The sequence below is a fragment of the Bacillus sp. FSL K6-2839 genome, assembly GCF_038003365.1.
GTDB lineage: Bacteria > Bacillota > Bacilli > Bacillales > Bacillaceae > Bacillus.
On record NZ_JBBOOZ010000001.1, the window covers coordinates 1 to 20,277 of the forward strand.

The window sequence follows — 20,277 nt, forward strand, 5'->3', positions numbered from 1 at the left end:
ATTGATTTGGACTACCGTACAGATGTATTCACCGAAGAAGAAATCAGTAAGATGTTTGATCGATTTTTGATCATACTAGAGGCGGCGGTCTCTCAGCCTGACCAGCTGATCGGGACACTTCCTTTACTTCCATCAGATGAACAAAAGGAACTGCTGCAACTATCTGAGAGAATCCCGTTTGAAAAACCAGCTGAAAAACCGGTTCACCACATGTTTGATGAGACAGCAAATAAGTATGCAGAGCGGACAGCCGTTGTAGCGGAAAATGGAGCATTTACTTATGGAGAGCTGTATCAAAAGGCAGAAAAGCTGGCGCGGTTTTTACAAATGAAAGGTGTCTCGCGTGATGTGCCTGTTGCTGTCCTAATGGATCGGAAGGCAGATGCTATGGTGGCGATCTTCGGCATATTAAAGGCTGGCGGGGCGTATGTACCGATTGATCCGGCATTACCTGAGGAGCGCATTCAATATATTGTGGAGGATTCTGGTGCTTCCATTGTGTTAACAGAGGAATCGTTCGTTTCAACATACCGTGCCCTCTCGGAAAAAATGGTCGTTCAGCAGCAAATCGAATTAGATGATGGTCTGCTGCCTGAGCTTGTAAATCAGTCGGCACCTGAGGATTTGGCTTACATGATTTATACATCAGGTACGACTGGAAAGCCGAAAGGCGTCATGATTGAGCATCTTCAGCTGCATCATTTGGTCCATGCCTTGCATCATGAGATTTATCAAGGGGCGAGTGAGCTTCAAATGGCGCTTCTTGCACCATTCCATTTTGATGCATCGGTGAAACAAATCTTTGCTGCTCTTTTATTTGGGCATACGCTTCATATCATCCCGCGAGAAACGACGAGAAATGGTGTTCAATTAGCGGCTTATTATAAAAAACATCAAATTGAAGCAGCAGACGGAACACCGGCGCATGTGCAGCTTTTACTTGCAGCGGATTTGGACGGGCTGTCATTGACACACATGTTGATTGGGGGAGAAGCATTGCCTGCGAAAGCAGCACACTCTCTTATCGAAGCGGTTCGTATGAGTGAGCCTGATTTTACTTTGTGGAATGTGTATGGTCCGACTGAGACGTGTGTCGATGCGGCGGTTCATCGTCTGGAACTAAGTGAGCTGCGCGAATCATCTGAACAGCAGCGTTATGTGTCGATCGGAAAACCACTCGGTCATCACCGTCTTTATATTTTAAATGACCATGATCAATTACAGGTGCAGGGGGCTATTGGAGAGCTATGCATTGCAGGGATAGGTGTTGGACGAGGCTATGTGAATCAGCCTGAATTAACGGAGAAGGTATTCACGGCAGATCCGTTTTCTCCACACGAGCGGATGTATCGAACGGGGGATCTAGTCAGATGGCTTCCGGATGGCACGATTGATTATCTTGGCAGAATGGATGATCAAGTAAAAATAAGGGGTTACCGCATAGAAACAGGCGAAATTGAAGCAGTGATGGAGCAGGTAGATGGAGTCGATCAAGCTGTCGTACTTGTGGTTGATGAAGTGGACGGGGGAAAGGCGTTAAGTGCTTACTATCAAGCTCGTCAAGAAGGTGTGTCAGTTGACATGCTGCAAGCCGCTATCAAACATCAGCTTCCAGCTTACATGATGCCGCTCTATTTCAAAGAGCTCGATGCATTTCCACTCACAGTCAGCGGCAAAGTCGATCGTCGTGCACTTGCTGCTTTAAAAGGCGACAAAGCAGTTCATGCTGTATATGCTGCACCTAGAAACGATCTCGAAACGAAGCTTGTACGTTTGTGGGAAGAAATCCTTGGTCAAGAGAAGATTGGTGTATATGATTCTTTCTTCGAGCGAGGTGGTCATTCACTTAAAGCGATGACAGTACTCACACATGTTCAGCGAGACTTTCAGGTGGAAGTGCCGCTCTCCATTTTATTTGAACAGCAGACCATTGCCGCTTTGGCTGCCTACATTGAGCAAGCGGAAACATCTTCTGAAACGGTGATACCAAAAGCGCCGGTAGCAGACCATTATCCATTGTCACCTCCACAGCAGCGCGTTTATATGGTGAGTCAATTGGAGCAAAGCACCGCATACCATATGCCAGCTGTTGTGAGGTTAAAAGGAACATTGCAGCGAGAGAAGCTGACTGAAGCCTTTGAAAGACTCATCACACGTCATGATATGCTGCGTACTTCTTTTCATACGTTGAAAGGTGTTCCATGTCAGCAGGTAGCTCCATCAGTGGCATTTCAAATAGAGCAGCTGACAGGCGGCACGATGGAAGAAAATATGCAGCAATTTGTCAGACCTTTTGACCTTGAGTGTGCACCACTTCTTCGTATTGGCTTGAAGTCATTACATGATCAGGAGCACCTGCTCTTTTTCGATATGCATCATCTCATCTCAGATGGTCTTTCGATTGATTTAATGCTGCGTGAGCTGTCAGATGCTTACGAGGGATCGGTCAAAGCACCATTGAAGCTTCAATATCAAGATTATGCTGTTTGGCAAGAACAACAAGATTTTCAAAAAGAAGAGGCATTCTGGCTGCAGGAATTTTCGGGTGATCTTCCTGCTTTACAGCTGTTGACCGATTATCAACGCCCAGCGGTCCAGTCTTTTGCAGGGGACCGTGTGATCAAAGAAATAGATGAAACGTTAAAGGAACAATTGCAGGAGCTTGCGGCAAATCACCACACGACACTGTATACGGTTCTGCTTTCTGCTTACTATACATTGCTTGCGAAGTACACGGGTCAAAAGGAATTCGTGGTTGGAACACCTGCGGCAGGGCGTGTGCATGCAGACCTGGATGACATGATCGGCATGTTTGTCCAGACACTTGCTTTGCGGTCAGAGGTTGATCCGAATGGAACCATGTCGCAGTTGATCGAGCAAGTTAAGGAAAAGACTATGCATGCATTTGAGCATCAGCAATATCCATTTGAACGGCTGCTTGAAAAGCTGAATATACCAAGAGATTTTAGCCGTCATCCTTTATTCGATACCGTTTTTACACTCATGCCAGATCATGGAGCAGCCCAGCATATTGGAGAGATGCAAGTTGAAATTGAAGAAACCAATTTCCATATTGCAAAGTTTGATTTAACGCTGCAAGCGATGGAGTCAGATCAAGGTTTATCCTTTGTCCTCGATTACAGTACGGCGCTATTTAAACGAAGTACAGCCGAGCAAATGCTACATCATTTTATGTATTTGCTGGAGCAGATGGTCCAATCGCCGGAGGAAGCGATTCGATCCTATCGATTACTGTCTCAACAGGAAGCGGAAGCTCAACTGAATCTGTGGAATCCGTTACCGACGCCTTATCCGGCAGAAGAAACCATTGTGACGCAGTTTGAAGCACAGGTGCAGGAGCATGGTCATAAGTCTGCACTCCAATGTGAAGGTGACATTCTTTCTTACCAAGAACTGAATGACCGAGTGAACCAGCTGGCTCATTATTTGCGTGAACATGGGTTTGAAAGAGGGATGAAAGCGGCCTTATTCTTTGAACGATCCAATGAAATGGTACTCTCTGTTCTAGCTGTACTTAAGGCGGGCGGCGTCTATGTACCAATTGATCCTGATTTCCCTGATGAGCGCGTGAAGCACTTTTTGACAGATAGCGGTGCACAATTTTTACTGACACACCAGGTGCTGCGCCAACGTTCGATACTCGCTTCTTTTGAGGGAACCGTCGTCGAAACAGAAGATCAACTGATTGTTCAGCAGTCAGACAGCAATATAGACATACCTATTTTACCTGAGGACTTGGCGAATTTGACCTATACATCTGGTACAACTGGCAAGCCGAAAGGAAATATGGTGACACACCGGAATATTTTGAGAACGGTGAAGCAATCAAATTATCTTACCATTCATCATGAAGACACGGTGATGAGTCTATCAAACTATGTATTTGATGCTTTTATGTTTGATGTGTTTGGTGCTTTATTAAACGGAGCGAAACTGATTGTTCTGCCAAAGGACCATATCTTAAATATGAATGAGCTTTCTGGAGCGATTGAGAAGGAAAAAGTCAGTATTTTAATGATCACGACAGCTCTTTTTCACTTACTCATCGATATGAAAAAAGACAGCCTGAAGAACGTCAGAAAAGTTCTGTTTGGCGGAGAGCGAGCTTCCGTGCCTCATGTCATGACTGCACTTGAAACGGTGGGGGAAGGCAAGCTTGTTCATATGTACGGTCCTTCTGAAAGCACGATTTTCACTACGTATTATTCAGTGAATCACATTGAGAAGCAGGCGTTATCCATTCCAATTGGAAAGCCAGTGAGTCAAACGGCTGTTTACATTGTAGATGAATTTGGACATGTGCAGCCGCCGGGTGTTGCGGGAGAGCTATGTGTCGCTGGTGATGGACTGGTGAAAGGATATTATGGGCAGCCAGAACTCACAAGCGAAAAATTTGTGGAAAATCCTTTCCGCCCTGGGGAGGTCATGTATAAAACGGGTGATCTTGCACGCTGGCTGTCAAATGGAGAGATTGAATTCATTGGACGGATTGATCATCAAGTGAAGATTCGAGGTCAGCGTATTGAACTTGGAGAAATTGAGCATCAGCTGCTGCGACAACCGCAATTGAAGGAAGCCGTCGTCATTGCAGCTCCAAATGATACATTATGTGCGTATTTTACAGCAGAAGGGTCTGTCTCATTAACTGATTTGCGCGAGCAAGCAGGACGTGAACTGCCTGTGTATATGATGCCGTCGTTCTTCATGCAATTAGACGAGCTTCCGCTGACGAATAACGGCAAGGTAGATAGGCGCGCCTTACCGGTGCCTGACCTAAGTGAGCAGGGGGTAAATGAGTACATCCCTCCTCAAACCGAAACAGAGCATCACGTAGCGCGCATTTGGGAGGAAGTTCTTGAAGTGCCGAGAATCGGCAGGGACGATCATTTCTTTGAATGCGGTGGCCATTCGCTGCGCGGCATGAAAATGCTGAACAGGCTGTATGAAGAGATGCACGTGGAGCTCACTTTGAAGTCTTTATTTGAATCCCCAACATTAGAGGCGTTTGCCTTGGCGGTTGATCAAGCGGATCAAACGGAAATTAAGCGAGTGGAGATCGCCGAAGAGGCAGCCTATTATCCAGTGACATCTGCTCAGAAAAGACTGTTTGTATTGGAGAAAATGACCGATGCGGAGCAAAGCTATCATATGCCGGCTGCTTTAAAGCTGGAAGGGACCTTTGATGAAAAACGATTTGAAAAGGCGATTGAACAGCTTGTCCATCGTCATGAAGCATTCCGAACGAGCTTTGATTTCGTTCAGAATGAACCTGTTCAGCGGATTGAAACAAATATCTCTGCAGACATTGAAAAAATCGAAGGGAACGGACGAGACATACAGGAATTGATGAATGACTTTATCCGTCCATTTGATGTAGGAAAGGCGCCTTTACTCAGAGTAGGTCTAGTTTCTGTTTCCGTAAATGTCCATTATTTACTGATTGATATGCATCATATCATTTCAGATGGCGCATCTGTTGGCATTTTAATTGAGGAGCTTTCAGCCTTGTATCGAGGAGACAAACTAGAGGAATTACCTGTTCAATATAAGGATTATGCGGTTTGGTCAAAAAGTGAGACGTTTGCTGCACAAAAAAGAGCTGAAGAGGCGTTTTGGCTGGAGCAATTACAAGGAGAGCTACCTGTACTGGCACTGCCGGAAGACCTGCCAAGACCAAAAGTGCAAACATTCGCAGGAGAGCGTGTCTCCTTTACAATCGATGGGCCGCTTAAAGCGAAATTGGATGAGCTGGTCAGAGCGCTAAACAGTACGACGTATACAGTCCTGCTCACTTGCTACAGTACCCTTTTAAGCAAACTTTCGAGACAAGAAGATATCATCATCGGTTCTCCGATTGTAGGCAGAACTCATCCTGATATTCAATCTGTCATCGGTATGTTTGTGAATACGCTGGCACTTAGAACCAAGCCAGCAGGACATCAGACAGCTGCAGAATTTGCGTCAAATGTACACCAGCTTGTGTTAGAGGTAAATGAGCATCAGCTGTACCCATTTGAAGAATTGGTAGACCAAGTGCAAACGGTTCGAGACACTAGCCGTCATCCCATCTTTGATGTGGTGTTCTCAATGGAAAATGCGGATATCCGTGACTTAACGATGGATGGACTTCACATTGTTCCACAGCCATTCGAAGAGAACATCGCCAAATTTGATTTGACCTTAACTGGAAACGAATCGGCTGATCATATTGAGCTTGTGTTTGATTTTAATTCTTCTATCTATCAACAGTCGTCGATTGAAAAGTGGAAGGAATATTTCCTTCATCTGTTGGAACAAATGGTATCAGCGCCAGATCAATCGTTAGATCAAATGCAGCTATTATCACCAAAGCAGCAGCAAAAACTGCTCAGCGAATGGTCAGGACCTGTCCTAGACGTCCCGTCAGATCAAACGGTCCATGCACTGATTGAGGCCAAGGTACATGAGGCACCCCTACAAAAAGCGGCGACCTTCTGCGGAACGAGCTGGACGTATGAAGAGCTCAACAGCCGGGCGAATGTAGTTGCTTCAAGACTTATCTCAAGCGGTACAAAACCAGGAGATCGCGTCGGTATTCTCACCCGCCCATCGCTTGATATGACGGCCGCTGTCCTTGGAGTTCTCAAGACAGGTGCGGCATTCGTTCCAATTGATGCGGATTATCCTGATCAGCGTATTGCTTACATGATGGAAGACTGCGGGGCAGAGATACTTCTGATGCAAAAAGGACTGACTGCACCAACTTCCTTTGCAGGTCATGTCTTGCTGATAGAATATGCGGTAGAAGGCGAAGCAAAAGAGATTCAGGTTCATATGAAACCAACAGATCTCGCCTATATGATTTACACATCGGGAACGACTGGACAGCCGAAGGGTGTCATGGTCGAGCACCAGTCCCTTGTCAATCTTGCTTTCTGGCATAATGATGCCTTCCAAGTGACAAATGCGGATCGAACCGCCAAATATGCCGGCTTTGGCTTTGACGCCTCCATTTGGGAAATGTTCCCGTCATGGATCGCCGGCGCAGAGTTGCACATCATCGATGAAGCGATTCGTCTCGATATGATCAAGCTCAATACGTATTTCAATGAAAAAGGGATCACCATTGCGTTCCTGCCAACTCAGTTATGCGAGCAATTTATGTCAATGGACAATCATTCACTGCGCTACCTACTGACTGGCGGCGACAAGCTGAAACAGGTAAAGCCTGTTCCATATAAACTCGTCAATAACTATGGCCCAACAGAAAACACAGTCGTGGCGACAAGCGGGATCATCAACCCAGATCAAGACACACTTCCAATCGGAACAGCGATTGCCAATACACGTTTTTACATCATGGATTCGTTATACGACCTCTCGCCGCCAGGCGTACCGGGTGAGCTTGTGATCGCAGGAAAAGGACTGGCAAGAGGGTACTGGAATCTTCCAGAGGAAACAGAGAAACGATTTGTCCCAGATCCATTTTATCCAGGCGAGCGCATGTACCGTACAGGCGACTTAGTGAAATGGACAGAGGATGGTGAGCTGATTTACCTCGGCAGAAAAGACCATCAGGTCAACATCCGCGGTTTCCGTATTGAACTGTCAGAAGTTGAGGCGCAGCTCCTTGCGCTGGTGGAAGTCAAAGAAGCAGTCGTGACAACGGTCAAAGATGCCAGCGATCAAGATGCCCTTGCCGCTTATGTCATCACGGATGAAGAAACGACAGATCTCAAAGAAAGCTTAAAACGCACGTTGCCAGACTATATGGTGCCTTCATGGATCATCAAGCTAGACCAACTGCCGATGACGGCAAATGGCAAAGTCGATCTGAAAGCATTGCCAGCGCCTGATATGGAAGCAAACCAAACGGCATACGAAGCGCCAAGAGACGAAGTCGAAACGCTTCTATGCGGCATTTGGGAAGACGTGCTTGGCGTGAGCCAAGTCGGCATTCACGATCACTTCTTCTTCCTTGGCGGAGATTCGATTAAAGGCATTCAAATGGCAAGCAGACTCACACAAGCGGGCTGGAAGCTTGATATGAAGCTATTGTTCCAATATCCAACGATTGCGGAGCTCCGCCCATATATTGAAGAAGCTGATCAAATGACAGCCGACCAATCACCAGTTGAAGGGGAAGTCATTTTCACACCGATTCAGCGCTGGTTCTTTGAGCGAAACTTTACGAGTCAGCACCATTGGAACCAATCGGTTATGCTCCATGCGCTAAATGGCTTGGATGAAGCCATCGTTCAGCAAGTGTTGGAGCAGCTGATGATCCATCATGATGCCTTGCGAATGGTGTATCAGCTTGAAGAAGGGCGCATGATCCAGCGTCATCGAAGAATTGAGGAAAACATGGTGGCTGTTGATGTGATGGAAGTACAAGGAGAACTGTCGCAGCAAATTCAGCAGGTAGAAAAGCTTGCAAATGAAGTGCAGGCGAGTATATCGCTGGCGGAGGGACCTTTAGTGAAGCCAGCCATTTTCCGAACAGATCAAGGGGATCATTTATTGCTCGCTGTACACCATCTTGTCATCGATGGTGTGTCATGGCGTATTTTCCTTGAAGATTTTATCGCTCTTTATGAACAGTCGAAGCGGGGGGAAGACCTGACACTTCCTGAAAAAACACACTCCTTCCAAGAATATGCCCAGAAGCTGACGGAATACGCGATGTCAGATGAACTGCTATCGGAAAGAGCTTATTGGAAAAAGGTACTTGGACATTCCGTTACACCGCTTCAAAAGGATCATGTGACGGAGGATCAACGGATGCTTCATACTCAGACCATTCGCTTTACATTGTCTGAGAAGGAAACACGCAGTCTGCTGACTGATGTACATGAAGCATACCAAACAGACATCAATGATATTTTGCTGACAGCATTAGGATTGTCCATGAAAGAGTGGACAGGTGAAGAGAGACACTTTATTCATCTTGAAGGACACGGAAGAGAGGAAATCCTCCCTGGGGTCGATGTATCACGGACCATCGGCTGGTTTACAAGCATGTACCCTGTGTTACTGGATATGTCGCATGCAGACGATCTTTCTTATCAGATCAAGCATTTAAAAGAGGAACTCAGGCACATTCCGAACAAGGGAATCGGCTATGGCATATTAAAATATTTAACCCCTGACAAGATGAAGGACGATATCTCATTTGATGTCACACCAGATATCAGCTTTAACTATCTTGGTCAGTTTGATGAACAGATCGGCGTTGAGTTAAGCCGCTCAACGTGGCATCCAGGACAATCGCTGAGCCCTGAATCAGAGAAGCCTCATGCACTTGATATTGTTGGTTTCGTAGAACAAGCAATGCTCCATGTGACAATTTCTTATCATCATCTTGAATTTGAAGAAGGTACGATGGAACAATTCAAGAATCTCCTTGAAAAGAGTGTGAAGGCGCTGATCTCACATTGCGTATCACAGGAGGAAACCCAGATGACACCTAGTGATGTAGGGGATGAAGATCTCACCATGGATGAACTTGAAAAGCTAATGGATATATTTTAAGCAAACGAAGAGGTGGACTTATGAGCAAGCAGAAGATTCAAAAGGTATATCCTTTAACACCCATGCAGGAGGGCATGCTGTATCATGCCATGCTAGATCCTAATTCCTCCTCTTATTTCACACAGCTTGAGCTTGGAATAAGCGGAGAGTTTGATCTCGCTCTTTTTGAAAAAAGTCTCAATGAGCTCATACGGACATATGACATTCTCCGTACAGCCTTTGTCTATCAACAATTGCAAAAGCCTCGTCAGGTTGTACTGGCTGAACGTCATCTAGATGTGTATCGAGAGAATCTATCTCATCTGAATCATCAAGAGCAGCAAAAGGCATTGGGTCAATATAAAAAGCAAGTGAGAAAGCAAGGATTTCACTTAACGAATGATCTATTATTGAAGGTCGCTGTTTTTCAACTAAATGAAACAAATTGGCATCTGATTTGGAGCAACCATCACATCATCATGGACGGTTGGTCCATGGGTGTTTTAATGAAAAAACTGTTTCATTACTATGAATTTTATCGGAACGGTCGAACGCCGGATCGCTCACAGGGTAAGCCTTATGCAGATTATATCCAGTGGCTTGGAAAGCAAAATAAACAAGAAGCGGAAAGTTATTGGAAGAAGCGTCTAGATGGCGCTGTTCAACATCAAGGACTGCTGCAGCAAAAAGAATCGAACGGACAATACGACCATCAGGAATGGACGTTTACATGGGATGCTCATACGGTACAAGCCATTCAAGATGTGGCAAGACAAAGCCAAGTGACGGCACCGAACTTGTTCCAAGCGGTCTGGTCCGTTCTTTTAGGCACCTATCATGCAGCAGATGATGTGACATTCGGAACCGTTGTATCAGGCAGACCTCCTAGTGTATCTGGGATTGAGCGCATGGCAGGGCTGTTTATCAATACGATACCCGTTCGGGTGACATTGGATCAGGGGCAGACGTTCAAACAGCTGTTTCAAAAGGTTCAGCAGCATGCACTGGAAGCGGAAAGCTATGATTTTATGCCGCTTTATGACATTCAGCAAAAGACAGCTGCTGGAGGGCAGCTCTTTGATCATTTGGTTGGGTTTGAGAACTATCCTTTAGATCAGGAGCTGTCTGGTGATACCATGTCTGCACGGCTTGGTTTTTCCATTGATGTAAAGGACGGATTTGAACAAACGAATTTCGACCTAAATGTCCTTGTTTATCCAGGTGAAACGTGGACATTGAAAATCAAATACAACGCCATAGCTTTTGAAGAAAAGATCATTGAAAACATATCAAAACATCTGACCAATCTCATGAAGCAAATCATCCAGAACCCTGATGTACGCCTTCATGAAGTGACATGTATCACAGAAGAGGAGAAGCAGCAGATTGAAGCGTGGAATCAGACAGAGCGAGATTATCCGAAGCATCTGTCTATTCCTGAGCTGCTTAATGAACGTATGAAGGCGCAGCCTGACCATCTGGCATTAGTTGAAGGCGATCGAACATTCACGTACGAGGAGCTTGGACAAGAAATCCGTCGTTTAGCCGGCAGTCTTGTTGAAAACGGCGTACAGCCGGGGGATGCTGTCGCGGTGTATATGAACCGATCAGCAGATGCGGTGATTGCCATTTTAGCAGTTCTGCACGCAGGGGCTGCTTATGTGCCGATTGATCCTTCCCAGCCTGAGGAGAGAATCCGATGGATGCTTGAAGACAGCGGCGCATCCATTTTGCTTCATGCTGACAATCAGCCGCCAGTTGATGAACATATCAAGGCTGTGCATGTGACCAGCATGCCTCATCGCTCACACGTGGATTTATCAGCCCGGACGTCTCCATCTCAATTGGCGTATATCATGTATACATCGGGATCAACTGGACAGCCCAAAGGGGTTCAAATTGAGCATCAGCACATTGTGAGATTAGCTTGCTCTCAGGAGAAATTAGGCTTGACCAAGTCGGATCGTATGGCGCATACAGGGGCCGTTAGCTTTGATGCTATTACCTTTGAGATATTTACCACGCTGCTAAATGGGGCGACGCTTTATCCTGTTGACCGTGATACTTTATTGGATATCCATCGATTCGAACAATTTATCCAAACACATCAGTTGACGGCGCTCTTTTTAACAACTGGATTATTTAATCAGCTCGCTCAGCAGCGGCCGCAAATGTTCAAAGGATTAACCACATTAATTACAGGCGGTGACGTCATCAATGTGAAGAGTGCGGAGCTTGTGAAACAGCATCATCCAGCACTTGTCTTACTGAATGCCTATGGCCCAACAGAAAATACAACCATCTCGACCATTTACGAAGTAAGAGGAGATGAAACGGGGCCGATCCCAATTGGCCAGCCGATCAACCATTCGTCGGCTTATATTTTAGATGATGATCAAAGATTGCAGCCAATTGGAGCGCCAGGAGAGCTGTATGTTGGCGGAGATGGTGTCGCAAGAGGGTATCTCCATCGTCCAGATTTGACCAATCAAGTGTTCATGGCAAATCCTTTTAAGCCGTCAGGCCGTTTATATCGAACAGGAGATTTGGCTAGATATGGCGCGGGTGGCCAGATCGAATTCCTCGGCCGGACAGATGATCAGGTGAAAATTCGAGGCTTCCGTATTGAGCTTGGTGAAATTGAAACAGTGCTTCAGCAAGAAGCGGGCATAGATGATGCGGTTGTGCTTGTCCATTCGTTTTCCTCAGGTGAAAAGGAAATCACCGCTTACTTCACAGGGACAATGACAGAAGAAGAGGCGCGGGATTTATTCAATCAAGAGCTGCCAGCTTATATGGTGCCGCACCATGTGATGAAGCTGGATGCTTTTACGCTCACGTCGAACGGGAAGGTAGATCGAAAAGCTTTACCAAAGCCGGACGCGCATCGGGATGAAAAGGAAATCATTCCGCCTGAGACGGAGACGGAAAAGGCACTTGCTCAAATTTGGGAGGAGCTCCTTGGGAAAACGGTAGGAGTAGATGAACATTTCTTCATGGCTGGCGGGCACTCTCTCAAAGCGATGATGATGTCCGCGAAAATTCAAGAGGTGCTTCAAAAGGAAGTGCCGATTCAAGTGATTTTTGAGAAGCCGACAATTCGTTCATTAGCGGCGTACATCGATCAGGACGGTCAAGAAGAAACGGGGCATCCTATTTTACCAGCAGAGCAGGCGGAAGAATATCCGGTATCACCAGCTCAGCGCCGTTTATACATTTTGCAGACACTCGAACCTGACAGCACGAATTATCATATTCCGATCGTCTTAACGCTTGAAGGGACACTCGAATATCAGCGGCTCAGATCAGCGTTTGATCAGTTGATCCAAACGCATGAAATCTTAAGAACGAGTTTTCATATAAATGGAGAAGACATCGTCCAAAGGGTGAATGAATGGACTGCATTTGACCTTCCCGTTCATGACATCAAAGAAGAAGAGGCGGAGGCATTCCTTTCTGAACGTCAAACACCATTTGATTTAACAGCTGCGCCTCTATTGCGAGCTCAGTTGTTGAAGGTCAGTGAGAACCGTCATCTTCTCGTCTTGGAAGCACATCATCTCATTACAGATGGCAGCTCCATGAAGACGTTCATTCAAGATTTGGCGAAGGCCTATGATGGAGAAGCTCTTGCAGAAAGAGCCATTCATTATAAAGATTACGCTGTCTGGCAGTTAAGTGAAGAAGAGACGGAGAAACAGAAGGAGCATGAAGCATATTGGTTGAAGCAATTCGAAGGGGACTTGCCGGTATTAGAGCTGCCAACTGATTATCCGCGTCCAGCGGAACGTGATTTTTCCGGGGGACGATTCATGTTTGGTTGTGATCAAGCGACAACTCAGCGGATTCATGAATTGCTTCAGAAAACAGATACGACCATGTACATGTTCTTGTTATCTGCTTTTCAAGTGCTACTTGCCACCTATAGCGGCCAGGAAGATATCATCGTTGGTTCCCCTGTTGCAGGACGGACACACCCTGATATACAGGACATGCCGGGGATGTTTATCAACACCGTTGCGATGCGCGGAAAACCAGAACAAACGAAAACATTTTTACAGCTGCTTGAAGAAATAAAAGAAACGAGTGTTGACGCTTTTGCTCATCAAAGCTATCCGCTCGAAGAGTTAATTGCACGTCTTCCGCTAGATCGTGATACAACCCGAAGCCCGCTCTTTAGCGTGTCATTTAACATGCAGAACATGGAGGTTCCGGCGCTAAAGCTCGGCGATCTGCACATTTCGCCTTATGCCATTCAGCATCACTCTGTCAAATTTGACTTGTCTCTAGAAGCATTTGAACGAAAGGGAGCATTAAAGCTGAGCTTTGACTATGCAGCGGCATTATTTAAAGAAGAGACGGTCCGCAGATTCGGAACTCATCTTCTAGCGATTATTCGTGAAGCGGTCCAACACCCGGATGAACAGATCGGCTTGCTCCGTATCCTTGATCAGCATGAGCAAATAGAGCGATTGGAGAAAAAAGACGAAGTGCAATCGAATCGTCATGAGCCCTTCCATGTCCAATTTTCGCGTCAGGCAAAGGAAACACCAGATGCCATTGCGGTGATGGATGATCAACGGAAGCTCACTTATCGCGAGCTGGAAGACATGGCAAATGTGCTTGGCAGTGAATTGAAGATACGAGGCGTCGAAAAAGAAAAGACTGTAGCGCTGATTCTTGACCGCTCTGTCTATGTCATCGTCTCAATGCTTGGTGTGATGAAAGCAGGTGGTGCATTTGTGCCAATTGATCCGGCCTTCCCTGCGGAACGTATCCGCTACACATTAGAAGATTCAGGTGCACAAGTGATCGTGACAAATGAGTCTCTTGCAGGTTCCTATCAACACAACAAGTCGATTCAGGTCATGCAGGTTGAAAAAGCAGTGCAGCAAAGCCGCTCGCTAGATCTGCCGGAAGGCTCAGCCGATCAGCTCGCTTATGTAATATACACATCTGGTACAACAGGGAAGCCGAAGGGTGTACAGCTCACGCATCGTAATCTATCACACTATGTCAACTGGCTGACAAATGAGGTGACATTGCAAGAATGCGATCGGACGGCACTGCTTTCTTCTTATGCATACGATCTCGGTTACACAAGCATTTTCCCTGTTTTAAAAGCAGGGGGGACACTCTATGTGCCTCGTGAAGATGTGTATACAGACCCGGTGCGTCTCATGCGTTTGATTGATGAACAAGAGCTGACGTATATCAAAATGACACCATCCTTATTTCATATGATGGCAGATTCGAAGGATCATGCATTTAATGCTTTACGCCTTGTGATACTTGGAGGGGAACCGATTGTCTCTGAGGATGTTGAAACGTTTATGGAGCAGCACCCATGTGTGGCAGTGATGAACCACTATGGCCCGACAGAGACAACTATTGGGACTGTGACCAAGCTGATCACACCGCAAGAGCTGGAAGCTTTGAAGGATCGCTCTGTGATCGGGCAGCCAATTGCTCACACAAGAGCGCTCGCACTCAATCGTCAGCAGCGCCTTGTCCCTTATGGCGCACCTGGAGAGCTTTATATATCGGGGGAAGGTGTATCGAGAGGGTATTTGAATCAGCCTGAATTAACAGCAGAGCGTTTTCTTGAAAATCCATATTATCCTCAGGAGCGAATGTATCGCACAGGGGATTTGGTCAGACAGCATGCAAATGGAGACATTGAGTTTCTCGGAAGAATAGATGATCAAGTGAAAATCCGCGGTTATCGTATTGAGAAACAGGAAATTGAGCATGCCGCGCGTGCACGATTATCCATTCAAGAGGTGTATGTCAAAGTAATTCACATGTCCCGTTTACCGGAGCTTGCACTCTATTACGCAGCGCCTGAACCAATTGGAACACTGACGTTTAGAGAAAAGCTTGCGGAGACACTGCCGGATTATATGATTCCAACGTACTTTGTCAAAGTCGACCACATTCCGCTCACACAAAACGGAAAGGTAGATGCGAAGTCTCTGCCGCTTCCGCACGAGGTGCATATGAACCGCGCGGTGCATGCAGCACCAGAAACGGCACTTGAGCAGTCGCTGTGTGACATTTGGTCAGAAGTACTTGGGGTTGAACAAATAGGTGTTCATGATCACTTCTTTGAATTGGGAGGTCATTCTCTCAAGGGCATGGTGCTCATTGCGAAGGTGCAAGCCAAGCTGAACAAGCATGTGCCGCTCAAAGTCCTTTTTGAAAAGCCGACGATACGGTCGATGGCAGCCTATTTGGAAGAAGTGGATTCTTCGGACATCACATCCATTCATCCGGCGGAAAAGCAAGATTTCTATCCTGTCTCTTCCGCTCAAAAGCGGATGTATGTGTTACAGCAGCTGCATCCAGAAGCAGTTACTTACCATATGCCAGCTGTTTTGATGATGGAAGGCAGCCTTGATGTGAAGCTGCTAGAAGAAGCGCTGCAAGCCTTGATCGAACGACATGAATCATTGCGGACAGCCTTTGTAGAAATTGACGGCGTACCAGTTCAAAAAGTCTATCGCCGAATGCCGTTTACGTTAGAGGTTGTTGAAGTAGAGAGAGGTCATGAACAGCCTGTCATAGACGCATTCATCACCCCATTCTCATTACATCAAGCACCATTAATGAGGGCAAAGGTGGCGAAGCTTTCTAATGAAGAATATGTGTTCATGATGGATATGCACCATATCATCGCAGATGGTGTCACACGCAGTCTGCTCATTCAAGAATTGGCAGAGTTGTATGAGAAAAAGACATTACCGCCAGTTCAGCTGCACTACAAGGATTATGCGGTATGGCAGCAGGAAGAAAAGCAGCAAGCGCTGCTCGAGAAACAGCGTCAATATTGGCTGGAGCAATACGCTCAGCCGCCTGAAGATTTGGCGCTGCCACTTGATTTTCCACGCCCTCATGTTCAGTCATTTGAAGGAGACCGAGTCGATAGATGGTTATCTGCTGAAAAGGTGCAGTCCATTAAAACGCTCATGGCTGAAAAAGGTGTGAGCTTGAACATGGTCATGCAAACGGCATTTGCCATTTTCCTTTCCAAATTAACTGGGCAGACAGATATCGTTATAGGCGCTGTGACAGCAGGACGTACGCATGCTTCAATCGAACGGGTTCCGGGCATGTTTGTGAATACACTGGCTCTTCGACATGAAGTGCAGCTGGAGGAAACGACAGCACAATTGCTTGAAAAAATGAAAGATTGCAGCCTATCAGCCTATGAACATCAAGATTTCCCGTTTGAGGAATTGGTGGCACAGTTAGATCTTCCGACAGACACGAGCCGCAATCCATTGTTTAGTGTGATGCTGACAACGGATGACCGAGACCTGACGTTACCGGATCTGGATGGACTCAAGCTTTCGCAAAAACAGCAAGAAACAGTTCAAGCAAAATTTGATGTAACGCTCGGTGTATTTGAAGAAAAAGACCAAGTGGGCCTGCGTTTTGAGTATGCAGCGGCACTGTTTAAAAAGAAGACCATTCAGCGTTGGAGTCAATATTTTGAACAAATCATAGACGAAATGCTGGCTAAGCTCAATCAGCCAATTTCAACGCTATCGATCTTAACTGAAGAGGAAAAACGAGAACTGATCAATGAATGGTCAGGTCCTGTCCTAGACGTCCCGTCAGATCAAACGGTCCATGCACTGATTGAGGCCAAGGTACATGAGGCACCCCTACAAAAAGCGGCGACTTTCTGCGGAACGAGCTGGACGTATGAAGAGCTCAACAGCCGGGCGAATGTAGTTGCTTCAAGACTTATCTCAAGCGGTACAAAACCAGGAGACCGCGCCGGCATTCTCACCCGTCCATCGCTTGACATGACGGCAGCCGTCCTTGGAGTTCTCAAGGCAGGTGCGGCATTCGTTCCAATTGATGCGGATTATCCGGCTCAGCGTATTGCGTACATGCTAGATGACTGCGGGGCAGAGGTGCTTCTGATGCAAAAAGGACTGACTGCACCAACTTCTTTCACAGGTCATGTTCTGCAAATAGAAGATGCCGTAGAAGGAGAAGCACAAGAAATTCAGGTTCATATGAAACCAACAGATCTCGCCTATATGATTTACACATCGGGAACGACTGGACAGCCGAAGGGTGTCATGGTCGAGCACCAGTCCCTTGTCAATCTTGCTTTCTGGCATAATGATGCCTTCCAAGTGACAAATGCGGATCGAACCGCCAAATATGCCGGCTTTGGCTTTGACGCCTCCATTTGGGAAATGTTCCCGTCATGGATCGCCGGCGCAGAGTTGCACATCATCGATGAAGCGATTCGTCTCGATATGATCAAGCTCAATACGTATTTCAATGAAAAAGGGATCACCATTGCGTTCCTGCCAACTCAGTTATGCGAGCAATTTATGTCAATGGACAATCATTCACTGCGCTACCTACTGACTGGCGGCGACAAGCTGAAACAGGTAAAGCCTGTTCCATATAAACTCGTCAATAACTATGGCCCAACAGAAAACACAGTCGTGGCGACAAGCGGGATCATCAACCCAGATCAAGACACACTTCCAATCGGAACAGCGATTGCCAATACACGTTTTTACATCATGGATTCGTTATACGACCTCTCGCCGCCAGGCGTACCGGGTGAGCTTGTGATCGCAGGAAAAGGACTGGCAAGAGGGTACTGGAATCTTCCAGAGGAAACAGAGAAACGATTTGTCCCAGATCCATTTTATCCAGGCGAGCGCATGTACCGTACAGGCGACTTAGTGAAATGGACAGAGGATGGTGAGCTGATTTACCTCGGCAGAAAAGACCATCAGGTCAACATCCGAGGCTTCCGTATTGAACTGTCAGAAGTTGAGGCGCAGCTCCTTGCGCTGGTGGAAGTCAAAGAAGCAGTCGTGACAACGGTCAAAGATGCCAGCGATCAAGATGCCCTTGCCGCTTATGTCATCACGGATGAAGAAACGACAGATCTCAAAGAAAGTCTAAAACGCACGTTGCCAGACTATATGGTGCCATCATGGATCATCCATCTCGACCAACTGCCAATGACGGCAAATGGCAAAGTCGATCTAAAAGCGTTGCCAGCACCTGACATGGAAGCAAACCAAACGGCATACGAAGCCCCAAGAGACGAAGTTGAAACACTGCTTTGCGGTATTTGGGCAGATGTCCTTGGCGTGAGCCAAGTCGGCATTCACGACCACTTCTTCTTCCTTGGTGGAGACTCAATTAAAGGCATCCAAATGGCAAGCAGACTCACGCAAGCGGGCTGGAAGCTTGATATGAAGCTATTGTTCCAATATCCAACGATTGCGGAGCTCCGCCCATATATTGAAGAAGCTGATCAAATGACAGCCGACCAATCACCAGTTGAAGGGGAAGTCATTTTGACTCCCATTCAACGCTGGTTCTTTGAGCGAGCATTCAGTGACCAGCACCATTGGAATCTCTCGATGATGCTTCATGCGCCAAACGGATTTGACCTTTCGATTACAGAACAAGTGATGCAGAAATTACTTTCACATCATGATGCACTGCGTATGGTATACAGGCAGGAGCATGATGACATTCTGCAATACAATCAGCGGGAGCTCACGGAATCGATTGCGATTATTTCTCATGATGTCTCTAAAGAGCACGACGTGAAAAAGGCCATTTCCACATATGCCAACGAGTATCAGCGTCAGCTGAACCTCGAAACAGGTCCGCTCATGAAAGTGATTTGTTTCCGTGCAAAAGATGGCGATCACTTACTCATCGTGACACACCATCTTGTCATTGACGGTGTCTCATGCCGAATTTTACTAGAGGATTTTATGTCTCTTTATCAGCAGGCAGCTCAAGGACAAACGCTCGTCCTTCCGCCAAAAACCCATTCCTTTAAAGAATGGGCAGAGGCAATCGAACGATACGCACAGTCCAAGCCGTTAAAAAGCCAAAGTGAGTACTGGACAGAGATTGACACTCTGCCATTGACCACTTTACCTGTTGATCATGAAGTAACGAAAAGAAAAGTTGCTCAAACAAAAGCAGTACAGATGCAGCTTTCAGAGTCCGAAACCGAGCATCTCTTAACCGATATTCATCTACCGTACACAACGGAAATGAACGATATTCTTCTATGTGCTCTCGGGCTTGCCGTTCAGGAGTGGACAGGGAAGTCCCATGTACATGTGCAGCTTGAAGGTCATGGAAGAGAGGATATTTTATCAGGGCTGGATGTCTCCCGTACGGTTGGCTGGTTTACGAGTATGTATCCAGTTGTTCTTGAAGCAAAGCCGGATCAGACCATAGCTGATGCTATTAAAGGAACGAAAGAGATGCTGCGGCGTGTGCCAAATAAAGGAATTGGCTACGGGATTTTGAAATACATGACAGCCACTGAGCCGTCAGGACAGCACGTACATCCTGAAATCAGCTTGAACTATCTTGGGCAGATCGATCAGGAAGTGACGACAGAACTCTTTGGACCGTCCACCTATGATATGGGACGACAAGCAAGCCCTGATTCAGAAGCTGTCTATAAGCTGAACCTCAGTGGTCTTGTTCAACACAATCGATTCATGTTGTCGTGTTCCTATTGTACAGATGAATATGAAGAACAAACGATACAGCAGTTCATGGCATTGTTGAAAGAAAAAATCCAATCCATCATTACCCATTGTTTAGCGCAGCACGAAAGAGAATTTACGCCAAGTGACTTCTCTGCGGCTGATCTTGAAATGGATGAAATGGACGACATTTTTGACATGCTTGAGGAAAAATTGACCTAACAACACGAGATCAGTCATACAAACGGGAAGGGAG

The 20,277-nt window shown here is 46.4% G+C and carries 2 protein-coding genes; both read left to right on the forward strand.

The features are described 5' to 3' along the window. Positions 1 to 9,531: amino acid adenylation domain-containing protein (locus MHH26_RS00005; RefSeq protein WP_445661623.1), on the forward strand; the 9,531-nt coding region annotated here is incomplete at its 5' end. Between the two features lie 20 nt (positions 9,532 to 9,551). Beyond that, entirely contained in the window at positions 9,552 to 20,243 is a 10,692-nt protein-coding gene (locus MHH26_RS00010) for a non-ribosomal peptide synthetase (RefSeq protein WP_340971631.1), read from the forward strand. Positions 20,244 to 20,277 lie beyond the last annotated feature (34 nt).